The 21,836-nt window shown below is 39.0% G+C and carries 21 protein-coding genes and 1 other annotated feature; of the genes, 4 read left to right on the forward strand and 17 right to left on the reverse strand.

Translation table 11 applies throughout. The features are described 5' to 3' along the window. Window positions 1-79: 79 nt before the first annotated feature. Window positions 80-1,768, reverse strand: a complete 1,689-nt coding sequence (locus M313_RS0102265) for a peptide ABC transporter substrate-binding protein (protein WP_010191995.1) — start codon at window positions 1,766-1,768, stop codon at window positions 80-82. A gap of 344 nt (window positions 1,769-2,112) precedes the next feature. On the opposite strand from M313_RS0102265, the gene M313_RS26895 reads away from it, so the two are divergent. Both M313_RS26895 and trpS read left to right on the forward strand, forming a co-directional pair. Continuing rightward, the gene (locus tag M313_RS26895) at window positions 2,113-2,490 is read left to right on the forward strand and encodes a DUF3899 domain-containing protein (protein WP_010191997.1); all 378 of its coding nucleotides are present in this window, start codon (window positions 2,113-2,115) and stop codon (window positions 2,488-2,490) included. 42 nt (window positions 2,491-2,532) lie between these two features. Beyond that, window positions 2,533-2,747, forward strand: a binding site (T-box leader). Window positions 2,748-2,908: 161 nt separating this feature from the next. Continuing rightward, a complete protein-coding gene (gene trpS / locus M313_RS0102275; RefSeq protein ID WP_010191999.1) occupies window positions 2,909-3,898 on the forward strand; it encodes a tryptophan--tRNA ligase in 990 nt (329 codons plus the stop codon). A gap of 69 nt (window positions 3,899-3,967) precedes the next feature. Here the strand turns inward: trpS and M313_RS0102280 are convergent, their stop codons facing one another. From M313_RS0102280 to M313_RS0102330, 10 genes are all read right to left on the reverse strand, one after another. After that, window positions 3,968-4,717 (reverse strand): YjbA family protein, encoded by a 750-nt coding sequence (locus tag M313_RS0102280; protein WP_010192001.1) that lies wholly within the window; start codon window positions 4,715-4,717, stop codon window positions 3,968-3,970. Window positions 4,718-4,816: 99 nt separating this feature from the next. After that, the gene (locus M313_RS0102285) at window positions 4,817-5,044 is read right to left on the reverse strand and encodes a YuzI family membrane protein (protein ID WP_010192003.1); all 228 of its coding nucleotides are present in this window, start codon (window positions 5,042-5,044) and stop codon (window positions 4,817-4,819) included. Window positions 5,045-5,203: 159 nt separating this feature from the next. Next, window positions 5,204-6,115: an oligopeptide ABC transporter permease gene (gene opp4C, locus M313_RS0102290; protein WP_010192005.1), complete on the reverse strand. Its 912-nt coding sequence runs from the start codon at window positions 6,113-6,115 to the stop codon at window positions 5,204-5,206. 14 nt (window positions 6,116-6,129) lie between these two features. Next, window positions 6,130-7,080: an ABC transporter permease gene (locus tag M313_RS0102295; protein WP_010192007.1), complete on the reverse strand. Its 951-nt coding sequence runs from the start codon at window positions 7,078-7,080 to the stop codon at window positions 6,130-6,132. A gap of 239 nt (window positions 7,081-7,319) precedes the next feature. Beyond that, window positions 7,320-9,011: a peptide-binding protein gene (locus tag M313_RS0102300; protein WP_010192011.1), complete on the reverse strand. Its 1,692-nt coding sequence runs from the start codon at window positions 9,009-9,011 to the stop codon at window positions 7,320-7,322. 108 nt (window positions 9,012-9,119) lie between these two features. Further along, window positions 9,120-10,142 (reverse strand): ABC transporter ATP-binding protein, encoded by a 1,023-nt coding sequence (locus M313_RS0102305; protein WP_010192012.1) that lies wholly within the window; start codon window positions 10,140-10,142, stop codon window positions 9,120-9,122. After that, a complete protein-coding gene (locus M313_RS0102310; RefSeq protein WP_010192014.1) occupies window positions 10,142-11,122 on the reverse strand; it encodes an ABC transporter ATP-binding protein in 981 nt (326 codons plus the stop codon). Before M313_RS0102310 ends, M313_RS0102305 begins: the two co-directional genes overlap by 1 nt. A 431-nt stretch (window positions 11,123-11,553) precedes the next feature. Continuing rightward, on the reverse strand, window positions 11,554-12,336 hold the full coding sequence (locus tag M313_RS0102315; RefSeq protein ID WP_010192016.1) for a DUF2268 domain-containing putative Zn-dependent protease: 783 nt from the start codon (window positions 12,334-12,336) through the stop codon (window positions 11,554-11,556). A 604-nt stretch (window positions 12,337-12,940) separates the two neighbouring features. Further along, window positions 12,941-14,179, reverse strand: a complete 1,239-nt coding sequence (gene fabF, locus M313_RS0102325) for a beta-ketoacyl-ACP synthase II (RefSeq protein WP_010192020.1) — start codon at window positions 14,177-14,179, stop codon at window positions 12,941-12,943. A 48-nt stretch (window positions 14,180-14,227) separates the two neighbouring features. Continuing rightward, a complete protein-coding gene (locus tag M313_RS0102330; RefSeq protein WP_010192021.1) occupies window positions 14,228-15,160 on the reverse strand; it encodes a beta-ketoacyl-ACP synthase III in 933 nt (310 codons plus the stop codon). 208 nt (window positions 15,161-15,368) lie between these two features. Between M313_RS0102330 and M313_RS0102335 the strand changes: the two genes are divergently transcribed. Continuing rightward, complete coding sequence (locus M313_RS0102335) at window positions 15,369-15,611, forward strand: hypothetical protein (RefSeq protein WP_010192024.1); 243 nt, start codon at window positions 15,369-15,371, stop codon at window positions 15,609-15,611. Window positions 15,612-15,671: 60 nt separating this feature from the next. Here M313_RS0102335 and M313_RS0102340 read toward each other — a convergent pair whose 3' ends face one another. From M313_RS0102340 to M313_RS25695, 5 genes are all read right to left on the reverse strand, one after another. After that, window positions 15,672-15,860, reverse strand: a complete 189-nt coding sequence (locus M313_RS0102340; RefSeq protein WP_010192027.1) for a ComZ family protein — start codon at window positions 15,858-15,860, stop codon at window positions 15,672-15,674. Window positions 15,861-15,875: 15 nt separating this feature from the next. Then, window positions 15,876-16,829 carry a BMP family ABC transporter substrate-binding protein gene (locus M313_RS0102345; protein WP_010192029.1) on the reverse strand — a complete coding sequence of 318 codons (954 nt, stop codon included), beginning with the start codon at window positions 16,827-16,829 and terminating at the stop codon, window positions 15,876-15,878. A gap of 141 nt (window positions 16,830-16,970) precedes the next feature. Then, the gene (locus M313_RS0102350; RefSeq protein WP_010192031.1) at window positions 16,971-17,741 is read right to left on the reverse strand and encodes an NAD-dependent epimerase/dehydratase family protein; all 771 of its coding nucleotides are present in this window, start codon (window positions 17,739-17,741) and stop codon (window positions 16,971-16,973) included. Between the two features lie 90 nt (window positions 17,742-17,831). Further along, window positions 17,832-18,572, reverse strand: coding sequence for an alpha/beta fold hydrolase (locus M313_RS0102355; protein ID WP_010192032.1), 741 nt, complete (start codon window positions 18,570-18,572; stop codon window positions 17,832-17,834). 146 nt (window positions 18,573-18,718) lie between these two features. Then, window positions 18,719-18,856: a hypothetical protein gene (locus M313_RS25695; protein WP_010192033.1), complete on the reverse strand. Its 138-nt coding sequence runs from the start codon at window positions 18,854-18,856 to the stop codon at window positions 18,719-18,721. A gap of 114 nt (window positions 18,857-18,970) precedes the next feature. Here M313_RS25695 and M313_RS0102365 point away from each other — a divergent pair, with 114 nt between their 5' ends. Continuing rightward, a complete protein-coding gene (locus M313_RS0102365) occupies window positions 18,971-19,153 on the forward strand; it encodes a YjzD family protein (RefSeq protein ID WP_010192034.1) in 183 nt (60 codons plus the stop codon). A gap of 55 nt (window positions 19,154-19,208) precedes the next feature. On the opposite strand, the gene clpB is transcribed toward M313_RS0102365, so the two are convergent. Then, window positions 19,209-21,803 (reverse strand): ATP-dependent chaperone ClpB, encoded by a 2,595-nt coding sequence (clpB, locus tag M313_RS0102370; RefSeq protein ID WP_010192035.1) that lies wholly within the window; start codon window positions 21,801-21,803, stop codon window positions 19,209-19,211. Between the last annotated feature and the right edge of the window lie 33 nt (window positions 21,804-21,836).

Below are 21,836 nucleotides of genomic sequence, written 5' to 3' on the forward strand. Positions count from 1 at the left end.
AGGGAAAAAGAGAGTATATGTTTCAAATATACTCTCTTTATCTCTATTTTAAAAGAATTATTTTTATATCAGTATAATATTATTTACCGCTGATGTAAGCCCATTTGTAGCTGAAGTCAGGACCGAAGTTGTGACGGTATACGTTTTGAACGTAAGGCTTCCAAAGTCTTGTTGTTCCGCGTTGGTAAATCGGAGCAATTGCAGCATCTTCTTCAAGAAGAATTCTTTCTGCTTCTTGCATCGCCTCAAAACGTTTTACAGGATCGTTCGCATACGTTGTCATTACATCGTTCAATAATTTATCGTACTCTTCGTTGGAGTAACCCATCTTGTTGTTTCCTCCATCTGTAATCCAAAGGTTAGAGAAAGAAATCGCATCAAGATAGTCAGGACCCCATCCAGCAAGCTGCATATCATAGTCCATTGCCGCATCTAAATCTAGGCGTTGAGCAAATGGTACTTCTTTCAACTTGATTGTTAAACCAGGAAGATTTTCTTGCATTTGGTTTTGAAGGTATTCTTGCATAGTTTTCGCTGTTTCAGTGTCTCCACCAAGGATTTCAATTGTAACAGCTTCAGTTCCTAATTCTTCTAGCCCTTTTTCCCAATACTCTTTTGCTTTTTCAGCATCGAATGCATTGAAATCGCCATTTTTCTCACGGAAGTCTTCTCCCGTTTCTGGGTGTTGAACAAATTCAACTGGTACAGAATAGTTTGCTGGAATAGAACCGTTGTTCAATACATAATCAGCCATGTCTTGCTTGTTGAAGCCCATAGAAATTGCTTTACGGATGTTAACATTCGCTAATGCTTCGTTTTTCGTTTGGTTAAATTTAAACCAGAAAATAGTTGGCTCTAAGTAAGAAATCAAGTCTGGATCTTCTTTGTACTGAGTTACAAAGTCAGATGTTAAACCTGGAGAGATATCAATTTGTTGTGCAGTGTATAAGTTAACACCAGTAGAAACCTCTTTAACAACTTTTACATTGATTTCATCAAGTTTTACTGTTTCTGCATCCCAATAATCAGCATTTTTCTTCATTGTCCAGCCTACTTCATGCTCCCAGCTGTCTAAAGTGAATGGACCATTGTAGATTAGTGTATCAGCTTCTAATGCATATTGGTCACCTTGTTCTTCCAAGAACTTTTGGTTTTGTGGGAAGAACGTAGGGAACGTCATTAAAGATTCGAAATAAGCAACAGGTTGCTCAAGTGTTACCTCAAGAGTGTAATCATCAACTGCTTTTACACCAAGCTCTTCAAGTGGTAATTCACCAGCAGAAACTTGTGTAGCATTTTTAATTTTTCCGTTCATCATATATGGACCATACTCAGAACCAGTGTTTGGATCTACAGCACGCTGCCAAGCATAAACGAAATCGTTTGCCGTTACAGGGTCACCATTGGACCAAACGGAATCTTCACGCAATGTGAAAGTATAAGTAAGGCCGTCTTCAGATACTTCATGACTTTTCGCAACACCTTCAACTACTTCATCATTTTCTCCAAGTCTGTAAAGACCTTCAAATACGTTGTTCATAACGTTGAATGCTACTGCATCCGTACCTTGTACGGTGTCCATTGTTGGAATCTCTGCAGAATCTACTACGTTAAGTACTTGTGGACCTGTTGGTTCTCCTTCACCTGTTGGTGGAGTATCCCCTTGTCCTCCATTGTTTTGCGCTGAATTTCCGCCGCCACATGCAGCTAAGAAAGCACTAAGTACAAGTGTAAGCGCTAAAAGAAGTAAATATTTTGACTTTTTCATTTACTTAACCCCCTAAAAAATTATGTCGAAAATTGTTGTGTTTCGAGGTAACGAGTTTTATTATACAAGTTTTCTAAACATTGTGCATTCATAAATTTAACGTCAATTTTACAAATTACTGATATTTCAAGCTTCTTCATTACAAAAATAGTTCTAAAGACCTATAAGGTGGTCACCAGAAGTGTTCCATATATTACAAATCTTTTACAAATATTACACCAAGTTTTCTTTTTATCTTTACAAGTAATTCCTTTTATAGTTTCTTTATATTTGTCTTATTCTATTCATTTCATTACAATACAATTTAGATGACTAAACTTTACACTTCTTACGTAGGAGGAAGCATGAATATTTCCGTTAAATCTTCACTCGTTTTTTTCTTAATTTTACTTTTAACAACCTTCGGCACATGTTGGATATATTATGGGGGAATTAACCTGCTGACCTTCATTAATACATCCTTTACCATTTCCAGTATCTTTATTTTTATTTCTTTATTCACACTAGTGGTCCAAAAAGGTTTTTTTGACGGCATAACTTATAGTTTCAGGAGAATCTTTGCATCCACGCAACCTGACAAAGAGTTAGAGCAAGATATTAGAAATGAAATGAGGCCGCCATCGGAACTGCTACAACCACTATCTACTCAGCATATTTTTGTAGCTTCCTTGTTGTTGTTCCTTTGTATGTTGATTTCGTTATTTATGTATTACAATAGTTGATATTTTCCATTGAAATGGTTATAATAAGAGAATATTTATTCATTAAAAGCAATGATGAAGAGTAGTAATAAACAGGTTAGTTTTTAGAGAGTTTGTGGTTGGTGGGAACAAACAGCTAACGTTTATGAATGGACTTCTGAGCTTCACGGCTGAACATATTAGTAGGCTGTGACGTATCCTTACGTTACAAGGTTAAGTGATTTCTGCAATTTTGTGTGAAATAATAAGGGTGGTACCACGGTCCATTCGTCCCTTTTCTAGGGATGAATGGGCCTTTTTGTATTTTCCAATAAAGTTTATCGTTGATTGCAGTGGAAGGCGCTTCGCTTTCCTGCGCGCCTTCCACTGCAATCAACTAATTATTTTAGACAAAGTGAATTTAGCCAGCACTTATATTTTAAGAAGAGGAGAATGAAAAATGAAAACAATTTTCTCAGGAATTCAGCCAAGTGGTAATGTCACACTTGGTAACTACATCGGAGCAATGAAGCAGTTTGTCGAATTGCAAAACGACTACAACAGTTACTTCTGTATCGTGGACCAACATGCAATTACCGTTCAACAGGATCCTCAGGAGCTTCGCAAAAATATCCGAAAGCTTGCTGCTTTATACTTGGCAATTGGCCTTGACCCAGAAAAAGCAACACTTTTTATTCAATCCGAAGTACCTGCGCACGCGCAACTAGGTTGGATGATGCAATGCGTTGCCTATATCGGGGAATTGGAAAGAATGACACAATTTAAAGATAAATCAACTGGTAAGGAAGCCGTAACTGCGGGATTACTTACTTATCCACCATTAATGGCGGCTGATATTCTGCTTTACAACACAGATGTTGTTCCCGTCGGAGAAGATCAAAAGCAACATCTTGAATTGACCAGAGACCTTGCAGAACGCTTTAATAAGAAATACCGTGAGATTTTGACTGTTCCAGAAGTCAAAATTGCCAAGGTTGGTGCCAGAATCATGTCACTAACAGAGCCAACAAAGAAAATGAGCAAATCTGATCCAAATTTGAAATCCTTTATTTCCTTATTGGATACACCAAAGCAACTTGAGAAGAAAATTAAAAGTGCAGTAACCGACTCTGAAGGAATTGTTCGTTATGATAAAGAAAACAAACCTGGAGTTTCCAATCTACTTTCTATCTATTCCATCTTGGCCAACAAAACGATTGAAGAATTGGAAGTTCAATATGAAGGAAAAGGATATGGGGACTTTAAAGGTGACCTTGCCAAAGTCGTAGTCGAAGCTCTTGAACCTATTCAAACGAAGTACAATGATCTTATTGAATCAGACAAACTTGATGCCATCCTTGATGAAGGTGCCGAACGCGCAAACCGTGTTGCCATGAAAACACTTAAGAAAATTGAAAATGCAATGGGCCTAGGCCGTAAACGCCGATAATTACAAATAAAAAAAGCTGTCAGTGCAAATCTCTGACAGCTTTTTTCTTTCCTCGGAAATATTCGACAGTTAATTAACTTTCGGGTGTTGCTCCAACTCCCACAACTTCTCAAAAAACGGCTGACCTTTTACCAAATGTTCACAAAATGTCTGATGTTTTTCAGACCAACCATCCCTTGTTTCCTCAAGTAATTGTGACCACACTTCCTCAAAACTCATCGACTGAATTTCTCGGTAATGAATAGGGTTCCATTCTGTATACCAATATCTAATTTCAGCAACATTACAAGTGGATCTTAATTGATCCAATGCCATAAAAAGGAGTTGCTTCAACTGTCTTTCTTTTCTAGTCAAACCGTTCATTATTTCCGGTGATGGGGATAAAATATGATAATCTTTTTGCGATTTGCTAGTTGGTGAGAATGAATACTTTTCATAATCATGGTTTTCCACCATATCATATACTAATTGTTCTTGCCTTGGAATAAGTCTACTTTTTCGAATTGGAATATTATAACCGATCGTATCTACAGCCAATATCCCTTGTCCATCTGTAACAACAAAGCAGTAGTCCAGTTGAATTCTCTCATGGTTTTTGCGAATATAGCTTTTTTGAAAAATATCTTCCAGCAAAGATGAAGGCAGCTCTTGGAGGTCGTTTTCAATATAATGAAACAAAACAGAATCTACTTTCAACAGAGGAACTTGGTCCAATAATTCTACACTATCGTCCTTCCTCCACTCATGAAAATGACAAACATTATAACCGTTTTCTTCTCCTTCAAACCAATTTACCCATACGTCATGAAGATACAACATATCATACCCCTCACTTCACATCTACTCTTTTATTTATCCAACAGTATGAACAGTGAAGTGCATAATTATTCCAAAATACCCAATTAATTTTCCATAAGTCTACTCATTGTCCCGAAAAGAGGGATTTGGGTTGCCAGATAAATAGATGCTGATGGCAACCAGAATCATGCCAATAGGTAAAAGATAGCATTCTGGTCTGGAGAGCAGAAAAAATAAGAACTCCATTAAACTTAATCCTGTTGCAAATAAATTCATGTATGCCAATATACTAATTCCGCCAACAACCGAGATTCCAAATCCAGTAACAAAAAGAATCCCCCTGACCATTAGCCATCTCTCACAGAATATTTCCTATTTATGAGCATCATAATGTCTCCTTGTCCAATCTATCTATTATTATTATCATTTTATGATATGACAAAAAAATAATGACAAGTTCGATTAAAAATAGGCAAAAAGAAAAGCCGAGATCGGCTCTCAGCTTTTCTAGTCAAGTGTTTTTGGATCAAGTGCATCACGTAATCCGTCTCCAACAAAGTTGAAACTTAACACTGTTATTAAAATCATTAACCCAGGAAATAGCGGATACCACCAGTGTTTTAACATGATAGTAAAGTTTTGCGCATCTTGCAGCATGTTACCCCAACTTGGTGTTGGTGGTTGAATCCCTAAACCTAAGTAACTTAACGCTGATTCTGCCAAGATTACTCCCCCTACACCTAATGTTGCAGATACGATGATTGGACCCATCGCATTTGGTAGGATATGAGAAAAGATAATTGTATGGCTTCTCGTTCCAATTGTTTTGGAAGCAAGTACGAATTCACGTGTACGAAGTGATAAGAACTCTCCACGCACAAGACGTGCTGTAAACGTCCATCCAGTTAAAGCGAAAATCAAAATTAGCTTGTCCACACCTGGTTGGAAGATTGTAACCAATGTGATTAGCAAGAAAATAGTTGGAATGGAAATGATAACGTCTACGATACGCATTAGAACTGCATCAATTTTCCCTCCAAAATAACCGGCAACCGCACCAATAACTGTTCCAATTGTAATGGAACCTGCTACAGACGCAAATCCAACTAGTAGTGATACCCTTGCTCCAAACAGGATACGTGCAAATACATCACGACCATATCTGTCCGTTCCAAGCCAATGTTCTCCACCTGGAGTTTGCAATTTGTTCAATAAGCTCTGCTTTTGCGGTTCAAACTGAGCAATAAGCGGTGCAAATAGTGCTAATGTAATAATTATGAAGAGAAGTACTGCCCCGATGACAGCAAGTTTATTCTTCATGAATTTACTAATCGTTATTTTCGTTAATGTATCAGGTTTTTTCTTAATATTGGGGTTTAACGATTGGTTAGTTGGTTGAGTTGATGGTTGAGTTTGCATCGATGTTCCCCCTTCTAGTACTCAATTCTCGGGTCAAAAATTGCATATAGAATATCGGCAACCAAGTTTCCGATAACTACAAAGACCGCTGAGATAACTGTTAGTGCCATGATTACTGGATAGTCACGCTGGAATGCGGAATCAAAGAATAACAATCCAATACCAGGCCAAGCAAAAATCTTTTCAACAATAACCGATCCCCCAATGAAACCGGGTAGCATTAAACCAAATATCGTAATTACTGGAATTAATCCATTACGCAAACCATGTTTATAGGTTACTTTGTTTTCTTTTAAACCTTTTGCTCTTGCTGTACGCATATAATCTTGCTTTAACACTTCGAGCATACTAGAACGTGTATATCTTGTTAGACCTGCCATATCGGCTGTTGCCAATACGAATGCTGGCAGAATCAAGTGTTGTATTCGATCAAGGATGCTGAATTCAGCATTCAAGGTAGCTACACCACCCGTAGGCAGCCATTGCAGTTGGACAGCAAATACCATGATAAGAACTAAACCTATCCAGAAGTTAGGTGTTGCAAGTCCTAAGAAGGACGTTACTGTAACTGTATAATCAGTTAGACTGTACTGCTTTCTAGCGGAAATAACGCCAAACGGAATTGCAACAATTACTGCCAATACAGTGGAGACAATCATTAATAATAATGTATTAGGCAGGCGGTTCATAATCATTTCACTAACAGGCACTCCACGACGAATTAATGACTCTCCAAAGTCCCCTTGCGCCATGTTTGTTACCCATTTAAAGTATTGCTCGTGAACAGGATCATTTAATCCATATCGTTCTTCAAACTTCTTCATGTCTTCACTGCTAATATTCGGATCCATCATTAAAGAGGTAGGCCCACCTGGTGCCATTTGAATAATGGCAAAAGATAATACTGTAATACCGAATAATAGGGGAATCGCCATTAAAGAACGGCGGATGATATATGAGATCATAGCTGATTCTCCTTTTCTGTCTTTACTTTAGGAAGGTAGAAGTAAACGTGATTTTTATTTTAATACTGTACATTTTGCGACGTTGCACAGTAAAGTGTTCAAATTTAAAGAAATACAAGTTTGATAGGTTCAAACTGTTATTTCCGTTCCGTGGAAACAGTATCAAAGTAATTCATTTCAGTAAAAAAGAAGGAAGGGAAACTCCCCTCCCTCTCTTTCTACCCTTTATGGAGGTTAAATTAGTTCTCAGTGTTCGGGTTTAACCACCATTCGTTGATTTTGAAGAATTCATCTCTTGCATGGAATTCTGTGCCTTCTAGATTAGTAGGCATTGCATGGTGAGCATTTGGATAGTACAAGAAAGTATATGGTTGCTCTTCAGCAATGATTCTGTTGATTTCTTGGATCTTAGCAGCACGCTCGTCGCGATCCATTGTTAGGTTAGCTTCGTCCATTAGCTTATCAGCTTCTGGGTTAGACCATCCAACGAAGTTCAAACCTTCTTCGATTTCTTTAGAGTGGAAGATTCCACTTGGATCTGGATCTGTAGATAGAGCCCATCCTAAGATGATAGCATCGAAGTTCCATTTTGGAGGATCGATGTCAGCCAAGAATGCAGACCATTCCATGATATCTGGAGTAACTTTGATTCCAAGCTCAGCGAACTGTTCTTGAACTACTACAGCGATATCTTCACGAACTTTGTTACCTTGGTTAGTTTTTAAAGTGAACTCAAATTTCTGACCGTCTTTTTCAAGAGTTCCGTCAGCACCTGGAGTCCATCCAGCTTCTTCAAGCATTGCTTTTGCTTTTTCTACATCGTACTCAAAGCGAGGTACATCTTCGTCATAAGCCCAGCTAAGTGGAGACTCAGGAACATCAGCAACTTCACCGTCACCGTTCATTACAGACTCAACGATTAGTTCACGATCTAGAGCGTGAGTTAAAGCTTGACGTACTTTTTTATCTTCAAATAAAGGGTTACGTAGGTTGTATCCTAGGTAAGTGTAAGATAGTGCTAAACCAGATTCTACTTTTAATTGACCATTAGCTTCCCACTCTTTAACTGTTGCAATGTCAGATGCAGGAACTGTGTAGTAATGGATATCACCAGCAGCTAATGCAGTCATTAATGCATCTGCATCAGGAATAATACGGTAAGTTAAAGAATCTAAGTATGGACGACCATTCCAGTAGTCATCATTTGCTACAACTTTAACAAATTGTCCATCTTCCCAAGTTTCGAACTTGAATGGACCTGCTCCGATTGGGTTTTTCGTGTTGAACTCAGTGTACTCACCAAGCTCAGCAATTGGAACCTCACCTAAGATGTGCTCAGGAAGGATAGGGTAACCTAATGCGATGTGGATTGTTGGATCTACTGCATTTAGAGTTACTTTAACAGTCAAATCGTCAACTTTTTCAACTGATTCGATTTTCTCGAAGTAACCAGCACGAGGACCATCATAGTCTTCGCTTAAAGGAATGCTAAGAGTGAAGACAACGTCATCAGCAGTTAAAGCTTCACCATCATGGAACTTGATACCGTCTTTAATTTTTAGCGTATGAACTAGGTCATCTTCAGAGATATCCCAGCTTTCAGCCATGTTCAATTGTGTTTCAAAAGAAGTGTCGCTTGTTAATAATCCGTCAAAAATGAAACCTTCGATTGCAGAACTTGCAGTATCTGCAGAGTAAAGCGGGTTGAACATTGTAGGGCTACCAGTAGAACCAATTACAAGATCTCCACCTTGTACAGGCTCAGTTGTAGCTTCTTCATCTTCTTCAGCCGGCTCTTCATTGTTTTCCCCAGCTGGTGCATTGTTTGTGTTGTTAGTGTTTGTACCTGCATTGTTCGATCCGCTACAAGCAGCAAGGAACAAGGACAGAACTAACGTTAAAACGATAAGTAGTAATGATTTTTGTTTCACGTTTACTCCCCCTAAAATTTTTTAATGTTCTGAAAATGAAAGGTAAAGAAAGTTAACTTTTGGATTATCTCCCCCTTTCAAAGGGTATATATTTTATGTACTTGCCACCTATTCGTATAGGTGACAAGCAACAAAATGATCTGGTTTAACCTCTTTGAATTGAGGAACAATTTGCTTACAAACATCCATTGCTGCCGGGCAGCGTGTATGGAATACACAACCAGTCGGCGGATTAGCCGGACTTGGTAATTCACCCTTCAGAACGATACGCTCTCTCTTCACTTGCCCTTTGCGACGAGTGGAAGGTACAGCAGATAGTAATGCTTGCGTGTAAGGATGTAGAGGTTCACTATATAAATCTTGCTTGGTAGCTAGTTCCATCATCCGCCCTAAATACATTACGCCGACCCTGTCACTAATATGACGAACTACACTTAAATCATGTGAAATGAAGATGTAAGATAGTCCCATTTCTTTCTGAAGGTCTTGCATAAGGTTAATGATTTGGGCTTGTATAGATACATCCAGTGCAGATACTGCTTCATCCGCAATAATCAATTCCGGGTTTAGTGCAAGCGCTCTGGCAATACCGATACGTTGACGTTGTCCACCGGAAAACTCATGCGGGTAACGGTTGATAAAACTTGGATCTAATCCTACTTTTGCTAGTAATTCCTGCACTTTTTCTTCTCGCTCTTTTTTAGTGAACAAGTTATGTGTGTTATATGGTTCTTTTAGGATTGATCTTAAAGTTTTTCTTGGGTTAAGAGTAGCGAACGGGTCTTGAAAGACCATTTGAATATCTTTACGAACCGTCCTTCTAAGTTCACTTTCACTCATTGTCGCAATATCTCTTCCCTTAAATATGATGTTTCCTTCTGTAGGTTCGTAAAGTCTGATGATGGTTCTTCCTGTTGTGGATTTTCCACATCCAGATTCACCAACAAGTCCTAATGTTTCACCTTTTTTAATGTAAAAGTTTAGGTCATCTACAGCTTTTACATCCCCTACATGCCTTTGTAATAAGCCTGCTTTAATTGGGAAATATTTCTTCAACCCTCTTACTTCAAGGATATTATCAGAACTTGTTTCCGTTAAAGTATTTTCTGATTTAATCTCGGTTGCAGTCATTATTTCGCCTCCTCGCCTTCGTATAAGAAGCATCGAACGGAGCGATTTCCGCTTCGCTTAAGAAGTTCAGGAATTTCGCTGTGACAACGATCGAATGCTTTTGGACAGCGCGGGGCAAAACGACAGCCCTGTGGTAGATTGGTTGGCGGTGGAACGTTACCATCGATAGATTGAAGTCGAGAAATATCTTCTTCAATATCAGGTATGGACCCCATCAAACCATTTGTGTATGGGTGCAGCGGCTCTTCGAACAAATCGTCAACTGACGCTTCCTCTACCACTTGACCACAATACATAACTACTACTCTATCAGCTACTTCTGATACAACCCCTAAGTCATGCGTTATTAACAAGATGGAAGTGTCAAATTTATGGCTAAGGTCTTTCATTAAATCTAGTATTTGAGCTTGAATGGTAACATCTAGCGCTGTGGTTGGCTCATCCGCAATTAATAACTTAGGATTACAGCTCATCGCCATTGCGATCATTACCCTTTGTCTCATACCACCTGAAAGACGGTGCGGATAATCATTGACAATTTCAGCTGCTCTTGAAAATCCTACAACTTCTAGCATTTCAATCGCTTTTTTCATTGCTGCTGTTTTTGACATTTTTTGATGAAGTATTAATACTTCTGTAATTTGCTCACCGATTGTTAAAACCGGATTCAATGATGTCATTGGTTCCTGAAAGATCATGGAAATATCATTTCCACGAACTTTACATAATTGATTTTCTGTTAGTTTCACAAGATCCTGTCCGTCGAATAGAATTTCACCATCAACGATTTTCCCTCCTGGGCTAGGTACAAGACCCATAATAGATAGGGAAGTGATAGATTTACCAGATCCTGATTCTCCAACGAGTGCTACAGTCTCTCCTTTTTTAATGGAGATATCTACACCATCTACAGCTGGAATAGCTTGCTTTTTTCTAAAAAAGTGAGTTTTTAGGTTTCTCACTTCTAATAAAGCTGACATTTAGCCTTCACCATCCTTTTTTCTTTCGATGCATGGTCTGTATGATGTCTAAATATGTAATATAGAGAACCTAGAAAAATTTAACTAATTCTTAATCTTTATATTACAAATTTACAAAACTACTAGCTATTAATCTATTCAAAGATTGCCATTATAGATTTTCCATGCTGTTTATTACAAAATCTTCAGTCTTTTTACTCAAAATTAACTGTAAAAACTAAATTATCGGAAAATAATTATCGTCTGTTTGTATATTATTACAATTCCGTTACAAGTTCAAGCATATTTTGAAAATAAACTAAAAATTTTTTTAATTAAAACTTGTAGCAATCTTCTACAAAAACTGATTATATACAAAAAAAAACAAAAAAACTAGCTTTTTTTGCTAGATTTTTTGTTTTTTTGTTATTTTTCTCCTATTCCTCAAAGAATTATTCAAATGATAACTTTGCTATCTCAGAAAGGCTCTTTGACATTAATGCTCGATAGGTAATTTTCTTCTCTTTTAATATTTTCTGAATAAGGTAATATCCCACACAATAACCAAGCATTTTGGGGTAAAATCCTTTGCCATATAGCAGTTTCATATGATCCTTTTCGCTCTTTTTCACCTCTTTATTCGGAATTATAAATTTGTTTAGGAAGGTTTCAAGTTCTTTATCTGTGTAGTAAGAAGTCCAGCTAGAGGTATATTCCTTTCCTACTACGCTTTTTACCGCACTTTCGGCAAGCCCTTCAATTAGTACAGAATCTAAAAGCGTATACTGATCATCTTTTCTGTTGTTTTTGGAGAGTACACATATATGGTTATATTCATGAGTCAGCAAAGCTTTCATTTCATTTACTTCAATATCCTCAGGTAGAAATAAAAACAGTTTATCTTTGAATGCTACCCCGGCTTTTCCTTTGAAATCCCTTTTTATTTGGTTATTGTATTTGTCAGAAGGAAAGATGAAAATTGGGATGTCTGGTCCATTCCAAAGTTTCTTTAGCCGTTTCCATTCCGCCAAGACAATATTCCAGCAATCCAATGTCTTTAGTTTTTCAACCGTACCTTTTCCATCCCTAACCGGTCGATACATCCCATGCATAATCAGATAGTCATAAAGTTCCGCTGCAGTTACGTCCTCAAAGTACTTCAGCAATTTCTTGGAAATGTTCAATGGCTGGTGATAGTCCTCTTCCAACCATCTATCCGTATGAATAATACTCATGCTCTACAGCCCTTTTCTTTGCTTTTTGATTTCATTGTATGATGAGAGAGGGTGATTGGTGAGGTGGGTCGGATGGGAAGTAGGATTGAGTTGAATTTAGAATTTAGATGCCTGACCTAAAATGCATAAAGATCTTGCTGAACGGCGTTTCATTCTACCATGTCTTTATGCACCTTCTAAAGACCTCGCTGAACCGCGTTTCCACCCCGACATGTCTTTATGCACCTTGTAAAGACTTCGACGGCCGGCGTTTTCACTCCAGCATGTCTTTATACACCTTGTAAAGACCTCGCTGAACAGCTTCTTCACTCCAGCATGTCTTTATACACCAATATACAAAACAGCTACTAAATTCTAAACTTAATGACTTTCATAACCCCTTACTAGAATGAAATAATCTTGTTGTTTGAAGTGGAAGGCGCGCAGACGCCCGCGGGAGGAAGGACAGGGAAGACCCCGCAGGCGAGCGAAGCGCCTGGAACGGAAATCAACCGAATTACAGACTTTCTTATTCCTATATTTTCAAAAAAACTTCAAATCAAAGTATCTTTAAAAACGCAAAAAGCCGCAAGAAGCATAATACACTTCTTACGGCTCATGTGAATTATTCGTATTTCTTAAACACGATCGTTGCGTTGTGTCCGCCAAAGCCAAGTGAGTTGCTCATTGCAGCTTTGACTTCTTTGTGCCTTGCTTCGTTCGGCACATAATCAAGGTCACATTCTGGATCTGGTGTATCCAGATTGATGGTTGGCGGTATAACGGCGTTTTCAATGGCCTTAATGGTGAAAATCGCTTCTACCCCACCTGCTGCTCCAAGCAAATGACCTGTCATGGACTTTGTAGAGCTAATAGCTACATCGCTCGCATGTGCGCCAAGCACTTCTTTGATAGCAAGTGTTTCAAACTTGTCATTATATTCCGTGCTTGTTCCATGCGCATTAATATAATCGATATCTCCTGGTTGAAGGCCGGCATCTTTAATCGCCATTCTCATCGCACGGACACCGCCTTCTCCGCCCGGTGCAGGTGCTGTGATATGATGGGCATCACCAGTCGCGCCGTAGCCAACAATCTCGGCATAAATGCGAGCACCTCGTGCCAGGGCATGTTCAAGCTCTTCCAACACGACAATCCCTGCTCCTTCACCCATGACAAAGCCGTCACGGTTTGCATCAAATGGTCGGCTCGCCGTTTTTGGATCTGGGTTCATGGATAATGCTTTTGCAGAACTGAATCCTGCAAAGGACATTTCCGTCAGTGGCGCTTCAGTTCCTCCTGAAATCATAACATCCGCATCACCGCGTTGGATGACTTTAAATGCATCTCCAATGGAGTTTGTACCTGTTGCACAGGCTGTTACTGTACAAGAGTTCACACCTTTTGCCCCAAGTGCAATACTGATTTGACCTGTAGCCATATCAGGAATCATCATTGGAACGAAAAACGGGCTTACACGACGTGCGCCTTTTTCCAAGAACGTTTTATATTGTTGTTCAAAGGTCTCCATTCCACCAATTCCGGAACCTACCCACACACCCACTCTAGGAGCTATTTCATCTGTAATGTCCAAATTAGCATCCTTAACAGCCATGAAAGAAGCTGCGATAGCGTATTGAGTAAAACGATCCATTCTTCTCGCTTCTTTTTTATCCATAAAATCTTCTGCATTAAAGTTTGTGATTTCTGCAGCCACTTTTGCAGGGAATTTTTCACTATCCACCCTAGTAAGCGGTCCTACACCAGAAACTCCCTTAATGGCATTTTCCCACGCCTCATTTACATTTAAACCAATTGGAGTCACTGCTCCAAGGCCAGTTACTACTACTCTTTTTTTAGGCATTTGCATGATTGTCCTGCTCCTTCCACCATTGTATCCAATTTATATTTATTATCTTCCCCATCTAATGGCGATTGCTCCCCAAGTTAATCCTCCACCAAATCCTACCATAACCACTAAATCATCGTCATGTATATTTCCTTTTTCTATTTCCTCCACTATGGAAATCGGAATAGAGGCAGCCGATGTATTTCCGTATTTCTGCACGGTCATTGACATCTTTTCCAGTGGAAGGCCCAGTCTTTCCCTTGCTGCTTCCATGATTCGAATGTTTGCTTGATGAGGAATTAGAAAATCCACATCTTCTTTTGATAAACCGGCTTTTTCTAATACATTTACAGCTGATTCACCCATTTGACGAACCGCAAATTTAAAAACTTCGCGGCCATTCATTACAATGGTTTCATCTTGATATAAATGTTTCGCTCCCGTGCCATCTGCACCAAGTTCGAAAGATAAAATTCCTCTACCTTTTGAAACCGGACCAATTACAGTCGCTCCTGCCCCGTCACCAAATAAGACTGCCGTGTTGCGGTCTTCCCAGTCTACAATCTTGGACAGTTTTTCTACACCTACTACTAGAACATGCTTATATGTTCCTGCTTCTACAAATTGTTTTGCTGTAATGATTCCGTACATAAATCCTGCACATGCTGCACTCATATCAAAGGCGCATGCCTTTTTGGCACCTAGTCGTTCCTGAATCATGCAAGCAACACTTGGAAAAGGATTATCAGGTGTTACAGTAGCGACGATGATCATGTCAAGTTCTTCTGCTGTAATTCCTGCATCTTTCAGTGCTTTTTCTGCTGCATAATATGCCATGTGAGATGTATCTACATCGTCTGTTGCAATTCTTCGTTCCTCTATGCCTGTTCTTGTTTTTATCCATTCATCTGTCGTATCGACCATTTTTTCTAAATCTGCATTCGTTAATATTTTTTCAGGTACATATCTACCGATTCCTAGTATCCCTGCATTCACCGATAAAACACCTAACTCTCTTATTGGACTTTTATTATCAATTATTATGACTTGGTACTAATTTTAACGTATTCTATCCGGATTGACAATACATAAATGCCTATTTTACGTGGAAGGGAAGCTTTTGGACCAATGCCTATCCCATTTAAATTAGACGGCATACTATATTTTCAGAGGGGATAAATGCTGATTAGGTGAGGTGAAAATCATGAGTGAAGAACAAAAGAAGGTAGACAACGAAGTGGAAGTAGATCCATTCACTAGAATGATGTTTGGAGTTCAGCCTAGAAGACAACCAGCCGAAGATAAAACAGAAAGTGCTTCTGATAAGAAGGTTGGGGATGAATATTACGCACTTATGGAGCAGGTAGACTCCATTATGGAATCAGTCAATAAACTGAAACCGATGATTAAGGAGTTTTCTCCAATATTGGATTATTTCAAGAAGTAATCCATTCAGGATGCACATAAAAAGGACTATCCAGCAAATCTCCCCTGGATAGTCCTTATTTTAGTCTAAATCTAACGCATTTTGTTTTCCAAGCTCATATGCTTCATCCATCACTTTTGTCAGTAACGAGACAAGTGGTTGAATATGTTGAGGCTCCAACTCTAACCCTGTTTCATCAAGCATTTGTTTTGCTTCTGGTAAATATTTCATAGCTATGGCCATATATTGCATCGTTCTATCTTGTTCCATTTTCGTACCTACTTTCTATTTTTCGTTTGGTAATAAACCGGTAGACTTATAATCCTCGATTTGTTGGTAAATGCTAGCCTGGTATTCCTCGCTTACTAGCGGACTGAATGTTCCAAGTGAAATGACATCATCTTTAAAATCGAAGGAAAGGTTACCAGATTCTAATTCACCTGCAAAGAAACGACTGGCTACCAATTCATACAAGGCAGGGACATGCTGTATGGTACTGGTTAGTACAGTATTCTCTCCTAAGTCGGACTGATCAGAGACGAATCCTACCGCATAAAGCCCTTGTTCCTTTAGGCTATTGATGACAGGTACATTATATCCGTCACCAGCAGGATAAACAACATCCACCTCTTGATCGATCATACTGTCAAGCACTTCCAATGCCTTATCAGGATCATTCCAGTCTTGCGTGTACTTAATTATGATTTTAGCATCAGGATTTTCATATAATGCCCCTTCGAAAAATCCGTCCACTTCAGGCTGCCATTCAAATGCGGCTAAAATTCCAATAGTATTAGTCTCCGTCATATGGCCAGCTACCATTCCACCGAAAAAGCCCATGGCATGTGCTTCAAAATTCAAACTTGTTACATTGTCCCCTTGTACTTGGGAATTAAAACATACAAAATGAATGTCTGGATAATCGGATGAAATCTCATTGAATGTTTGAGCATATTCGCTGCCATGCCCAAATACCAAGGTAACTCCATCTTTATGAAACTCTTTCACCGCTTCTTTAATCGATGTAGCAGTATGTATGCCTTCTTTATAATATACATCCAGGTCATATTCCGTTTGAATCCGCAACAGCCCTTTATAGCCTTTTGTTCCCCATACTTGGTCACTTATCGTATCAGGGACCAACAAGCCGACCTTTTGATCTCCGCTTTCAGGAGTAGTTTGTCCACATGCAGTTAATAAAAGAATAAATAGTATGACTACCATTAAAGATTTTTTCATGTAAGTACCACCCCCTAGTGCCTAAAAGGATTGCCCCTCTATTTCTGGTTCAAGATCTTCCTTTTATATTGTACATGCTTTAATGATAAAGGAAAAGTTAATATTCTGTTAAAATGCATGGAATGGAGGGGCAGTTCTCTATTATTCGATTTTCAACCTATGGTTCAATTGATCCCTTTGTGCTTGAATACCTTCTTTTATTGTATGGTGTTGTGGCACTTTGTATTTTGTGAACTTCTTTACTTCCTCTGGTTCAACAATAGTTAGACTGGTCAGGTTTAACTCTTTTATTAATTCTTCCAATGCCCTTGAATTATCATTCTCAAAAAGAACTTCCTTCACGTTTTCATTACGGATTAAAAAGTTATAGATAGCTTCTGCAACATCTTCCACAAACAAAACATCCTGTTCTTTGATTGCCATCGGGACAGATTCTTTTTGCTCTAATTCTTCTAGTAACCTTTTATGAACCGATTCCTCTTCATGCTGCCATGGACCATAGACCATCGGCAAATATATGGCACAATAGGATTGGTCTTCGCTACCTGATAATTTACTCATTACCTGTTGTCTAAATTCTCTGTTCCATGCAAATTTGCCGTAAGAAGAGATAAATACAAGTTTCTTTGCATGTTCTGCTAGATCAACATATTGTTTTTGTTCTTTTTCATCCACGTTATCTATCTCGTCTAGACAATAAAATACGGCATCTATGCTTTGGTTGGAAAAACGTTCCGATTGAGAACTAAAAAAAGCGTTGCGTCCAATCTCCATTAACATCTCTTCTGACTTTCCATCCATTTTCTCCGACCATACCAGCCCTGTAACTTCTACTTCTTTATCAATCAGATATTGACAAAGGGCGAAACCAACTTGTGTGGTGGCTCCAAGGACCACTGCATTTTTCATCATTTTATTATTCCACCCATCTTTATTGATACTGTATCCATATGCAAAAAAACAAAATTATAGTCCCGATTCCATATGTGCGGAATGGGACTTTTATAATTCTTGTTCATATTTCTTGAAGAACTGGCATATGGATGGACCGTATGAATATCGTTTTTCTACAAGATGATAGGCAACTGTTATTGGTGAATGATTTGCTGAGCGCAACTCCTCATATTTCTTGCAGTGTAGATTGGGATCGAACGTAAAATTGGTGGTGGTTTGCCAGATTTTCACCGGTATGGAACATTGTTGAAACTGGGCTAGATCAGGAAGATCTTGATATGCTTCAAGTTCATTAACCGGTACGTTATAGGCCTTAGCGATTTCGTTCTTCACCTTTTTATAGAAAAACTTTCTGTCTTTTTCCTGTGCGAGTTGTGCTTTTAAGTCCATGCATGGATTAATGAGTGCAACAGATCGGATTTGTTCCTTTAACTCTTCCATTAGTTGCAAAGCTGTTAACGCACCCATCCCTTCTGCTATGATATGAATCTTATCATTTAGGATTTCCTGTTTCATGATGATATGATAAAGCTGTTTAGCTTGAAGTACAGACTGACCGCTACCCCAATGAGCCCCATAAAGGTTGGAATAAAACAAGGTGTATCCACATTTCAGTATTTCTTCCACAATTTTATTACGCCCGATATGCTGCAACCACAGGCTATTATGTTCATCAACAAAATGGTTGGTATCTCCAATGATAAGACAGCCGAAACCATTCGGTTTTTCTGGCACATGTACAGCATTCCATTGACCGCCCATTTGAAAAAAACGTTGATCTAAGCTCATCCGACTCATCTACCCCCCACTCATCACAAACTTATATATCGTATGCTATGTAGAAAAGTTCTGTTATGACAGAGTCAAAAGGCCACTTTTCAAAGATAAAATGATAAAACGCAACCTAAAAAAAGAAAAAGGAAGGTGACTAAAACCTAATCCCCTCCCACTTCATCATATTGAAGCTCTTCTCTTAAATTCTCCAAAGTACGTTGACCCAACTCCGTTAAATTACTCCCCTCTTGATCTAACAACAATTTCAATTCAAGAAGTTTTTCATTACTATTCACCATTTAACAACCCCTTTTTCGACTAAGTTAAACATATTTACATTTATTATATGCCGCGTTTGTGGTAAAATATCCTCTGAATGAGCTTTGAAATAATGAAATGGAGGGGGAGTCACAATGCGCGCATTTTGGACTATTTTCTGGTCACTTCTTCTTATAAACATGGTTTCTTATGTTGTAGCTAACATGCAGGGTGATACATATAACTACGTATTAGCTTCAATCATTGCGGTCGTTTTCGCTGTATTAGTGATGCTGATCGGGGAAGCGTTACCAAACGAACCGGTAGAAAAGCACTAATAGTTGTAAAAAAAGAACTTGCTCCCAGAGACAAGTTCTTTTTTTGTCCTTAATATTATTTGTCATTGATGACGAGTTTTCCTTCTTCTACTTCAATAATTATTTCTTGAAAATCTTGGATGCTCCCTTTTATTATTTCTTTTGCAATTAAAGTCTCGATATGTTTTTGGATAAACCTTTTTAATGGTCTTGCTCCGAAAACAGGATCATAAGCACTGTCGGCAATGAAGCGCTTTGCTTCTTCTGACAGGGCTAATGTTAAATGCTTATCCTCCAGTCGCTTTTGCAGATCTTTTATCAACTTTTCTACAATTAATCCAATTTCACTTTTAGATAGTGGAGAAAAGATGACCGTGTCGTCTATTCGGTTTAACAATTCAGGCCTGAAGTGACTTCGTAATTGCAGAATCACTTTTTCCTTTGTATCCTCCGTTAGCTCTTCTCCTGCATGTTCCAACAAAATATGAGAGCCGATATTTGAGGTCATGATGATGACTGTATTTTTGAAATCAACTGTTTTCCCTTGTGAATCTGTAATCCGTCCGTCATCCAACATTTGCAATAGAATATTGAAAACTTCAGGGTGAGCTTTTTCTACTTCATCTAGAAGGATGACAGAATAAGGCTTCCTTCTGACTGCTTCTGTCAATTGGCCACCTTCTTCATAACCAACATAGCCTGGAGGTGCGCCGATTAATCTTGAAACCGCATGTTTTTCCATATACTCTGACATATCAATGCGGATAATCTGCTCTTCACTATCAAATAGCGATTGTGCAAGTGCTCTGGCAAGCTCCGTCTTCCCTACCCCAGTAGGACCAAGGAATATGAAAGAGCCAATGGGACGGTTTGGATCTTTAATTCCAGCTCTTGCCCGAATGACAGCTTCCGATACAAGCTGGACCGCTTCTTCTTGGCCCACTACCCGTTCATGAAGAATTTCCTCCAGTTTTAACAGTTTTTCTCTTTCTCCTTCCACAAGCTTTGTAACAGGAATGCCCGTCCACTTAGCCACAATACCGGCTATTTCTTCTTCGGTCACTTCTTCTCTAAGAAGTTGGTTTGATTGCTTCTTCTGTTTGGCTTTTTCCTCTAGTTGCAGCAGTTCTTTTTCCAGACTAGGTATTTTTCCATGTCTCAGTTCTGCAGCTTTGTTCAGATCATAATTATTTTCAGCGGTCGCCAAATCACGTTTGGATTTCTCCAATTCTTCTCGTTTGACTCTGACTAACTGGATATCATCCTTCTCCAGCTGCCATTGTGCTTTCATTGCAGAAGAGGTTTCTTTTAAGTTCGCTAATTCCTGCTGAAGTTGGGTGAGCCTCTCCATGCTCGCCTGGTCCTTTTCTTGCTTTAGGGCCGCTTCCTCAATTTCAAGTTGCATGACCCTTCTCGTCACTTCATCAAGTTCAGATGGCATGGAGTCTATTTCAGTCCGAATCATGGCACAAGCTTCATCCACCAGGTCAATTGCCTTGTCTGGTAAAAAGCGTTCAGAAATATAACGATTTGATAATACTGCCGCCGAAACAATGGCCCTGTCGTGGATATTGACCCCATGATGTATTTCAAAACGTTCTTTAAGTCCACGTAAAATGGAGATGGTGTCCTCCACTGTAGGTTCTTGGACAAGAACCTGTTGAAAACGGCGCTCCAACGCGGGGTCTTTTTCAATATATTGGCGATGCTCATTTAAGGTGGTGGCACCTATACAGTGTAATTCACCCCGGGCTAGCATCGGTTTTAGCATATTGCCAGCGTCCATCGAACCTTCCGTTTTACCGGCACCAACTATCGTGTGCAGTTCATCGATAAAAAGCAGTATCTGTCCGTCGCTCTTTTTGATTTCATGGAGTACTGCTTTGAGGCGTTCTTCAAACTCTCCTCTATATTTTGCACCAGCTACTAGTGAGCTTAAGTCGAGCGAAAATATAGTTTTATCCTTTAAGCCATCTGGAACGTCTTTTCTCACAATACGCTGCGCTAGACCTTCGACTATTGCGGTTTTCCCCACACCCGGTTCCCCGATAAGGACAGGGTTATTTTTTGTTTTTCTGGAAAGAATCCTAATGACCCTGCGGATTTCTTGATCACGTCCAATTACAGGATCTAGTTTACCGCTTTTTACTTCTTCAATTAAATCTCTTCCATATTTTTTTAACGCTTCATATGTAGACTCTGGTTCTTTGGAAGTCACTCGTTGGTTCCCCCTTATTTCTTGGATGGCTTGTTTTAAGCGTGCTTCATTAAGATTGTAGGTATTGCTTAACTTTTTCAACTGATAAGTTGTGCTGTTGTGGTGGAATAGAGCAAGAAGTATATGTTCGATGGAGAGATAATCATCTTCCCACTCTGTTTTCCATTCATCGGCTTTTTTGAATGTTTGGTTCAGCTGATTGCTTATATAGGCGTCGCTGGTTGCACCGGATACTTCAGGTTTTGATTTAAGTAGCGTCTTAAGGTCGAGTTGGAGCGCTTGAGTATCTATTTTCAGCTTTTGGAGGACTCTTTCTGTCAGCCCCTCATATTGTTGAAGCAACGCAAGAAGTAGGTGTTCCTGTTCAATTTGCTGATGATTCATCTTTTCCGCCAGACTCTTGGCCATCACAATGGCTTCTTGGAGCTTGGTGGTCATTTGATTGATGTTCATATTTGAGATCACTCCTTTGATTTAGATAAGTGT

The organism is Bacillus sp. m3-13 (assembly GCF_000175075.1).
GTDB lineage: Bacteria > Bacillota > Bacilli > Bacillales > Bacillaceae_I > Sutcliffiella_A > Sutcliffiella_A horikoshii_C.

Coding starts and splice junctions, on each gene's coding strand:
- M313_RS0102265 (WP_010191995.1), bottom strand. CDS start 1,768: ATGAAAAAGTCAAAATATTTACTTCTTTTAGCGCTTACACTTGTACTT.
- M313_RS26895 (WP_010191997.1), top strand. CDS start 2,113: ATGAATATTTCCGTTAAATCTTCACTCGTTTTTTTCTTAATTTTACTT.
- trpS (WP_010191999.1), top strand. CDS start 2,909: ATGAAAACAATTTTCTCAGGAATTCAGCCAAGTGGTAATGTCACACTT.
- M313_RS0102280 (WP_010192001.1), bottom strand. CDS start 4,717: ATGTTGTATCTTCATGACGTATGGGTAAATTGGTTTGAAGGAGAAGAA.
- M313_RS0102285 (WP_010192003.1), bottom strand. CDS start 5,044: ATGGTCAGGGGGATTCTTTTTGTTACTGGATTTGGAATCTCGGTTGTT.
- opp4C (WP_010192005.1), bottom strand. CDS start 6,115: ATGCAAACTCAACCATCAACTCAACCAACTAACCAATCGTTAAACCCC.
- M313_RS0102295 (WP_010192007.1), bottom strand. CDS start 7,080: ATGATCTCATATATCATCCGCCGTTCTTTAATGGCGATTCCCCTATTA.
- M313_RS0102305 (WP_010192012.1), bottom strand. CDS start 10,142: ATGACTGCAACCGAGATTAAATCAGAAAATACTTTAACGGAAACAAGT.
- M313_RS0102310 (WP_010192014.1), bottom strand. CDS start 11,122: ATGTCAGCTTTATTAGAAGTGAGAAACCTAAAAACTCACTTTTTTAGA.
- M313_RS0102315 (WP_010192016.1), bottom strand. CDS start 12,336: ATGAGTATTATTCATACGGATAGATGGTTGGAAGAGGACTATCACCAG.
- fabF (WP_010192020.1), bottom strand. CDS start 14,179: ATGCCTAAAAAAAGAGTAGTAGTAACTGGCCTTGGAGCAGTGACTCCA.
- M313_RS0102335 (WP_010192024.1), top strand. CDS start 15,369: ATGAGTGAAGAACAAAAGAAGGTAGACAACGAAGTGGAAGTAGATCCA.
- M313_RS0102340 (WP_010192027.1), bottom strand. CDS start 15,860: ATGGAACAAGATAGAACGATGCAATATATGGCCATAGCTATGAAATAT.
- M313_RS0102345 (WP_010192029.1), bottom strand. CDS start 16,829: ATGAAAAAATCTTTAATGGTAGTCATACTATTTATTCTTTTATTAACT.
- M313_RS0102350 (WP_010192031.1), bottom strand. CDS start 17,741: ATGATGAAAAATGCAGTGGTCCTTGGAGCCACCACACAAGTTGGTTTC.
- M313_RS0102355 (WP_010192032.1), bottom strand. CDS start 18,572: ATGAGCTTAGATCAACGTTTTTTTCAAATGGGCGGTCAATGGAATGCT.
- M313_RS25695 (WP_010192033.1), bottom strand. CDS start 18,856: ATGGTGAATAGTAATGAAAAACTTCTTGAATTGAAATTGTTGTTAGAT.
- M313_RS0102365 (WP_010192034.1), top strand. CDS start 18,971: ATGCGCGCATTTTGGACTATTTTCTGGTCACTTCTTCTTATAAACATG.
- clpB (WP_010192035.1), bottom strand. CDS start 21,803: ATGAACATCAATCAAATGACCACCAAGCTCCAAGAAGCCATTGTGATG.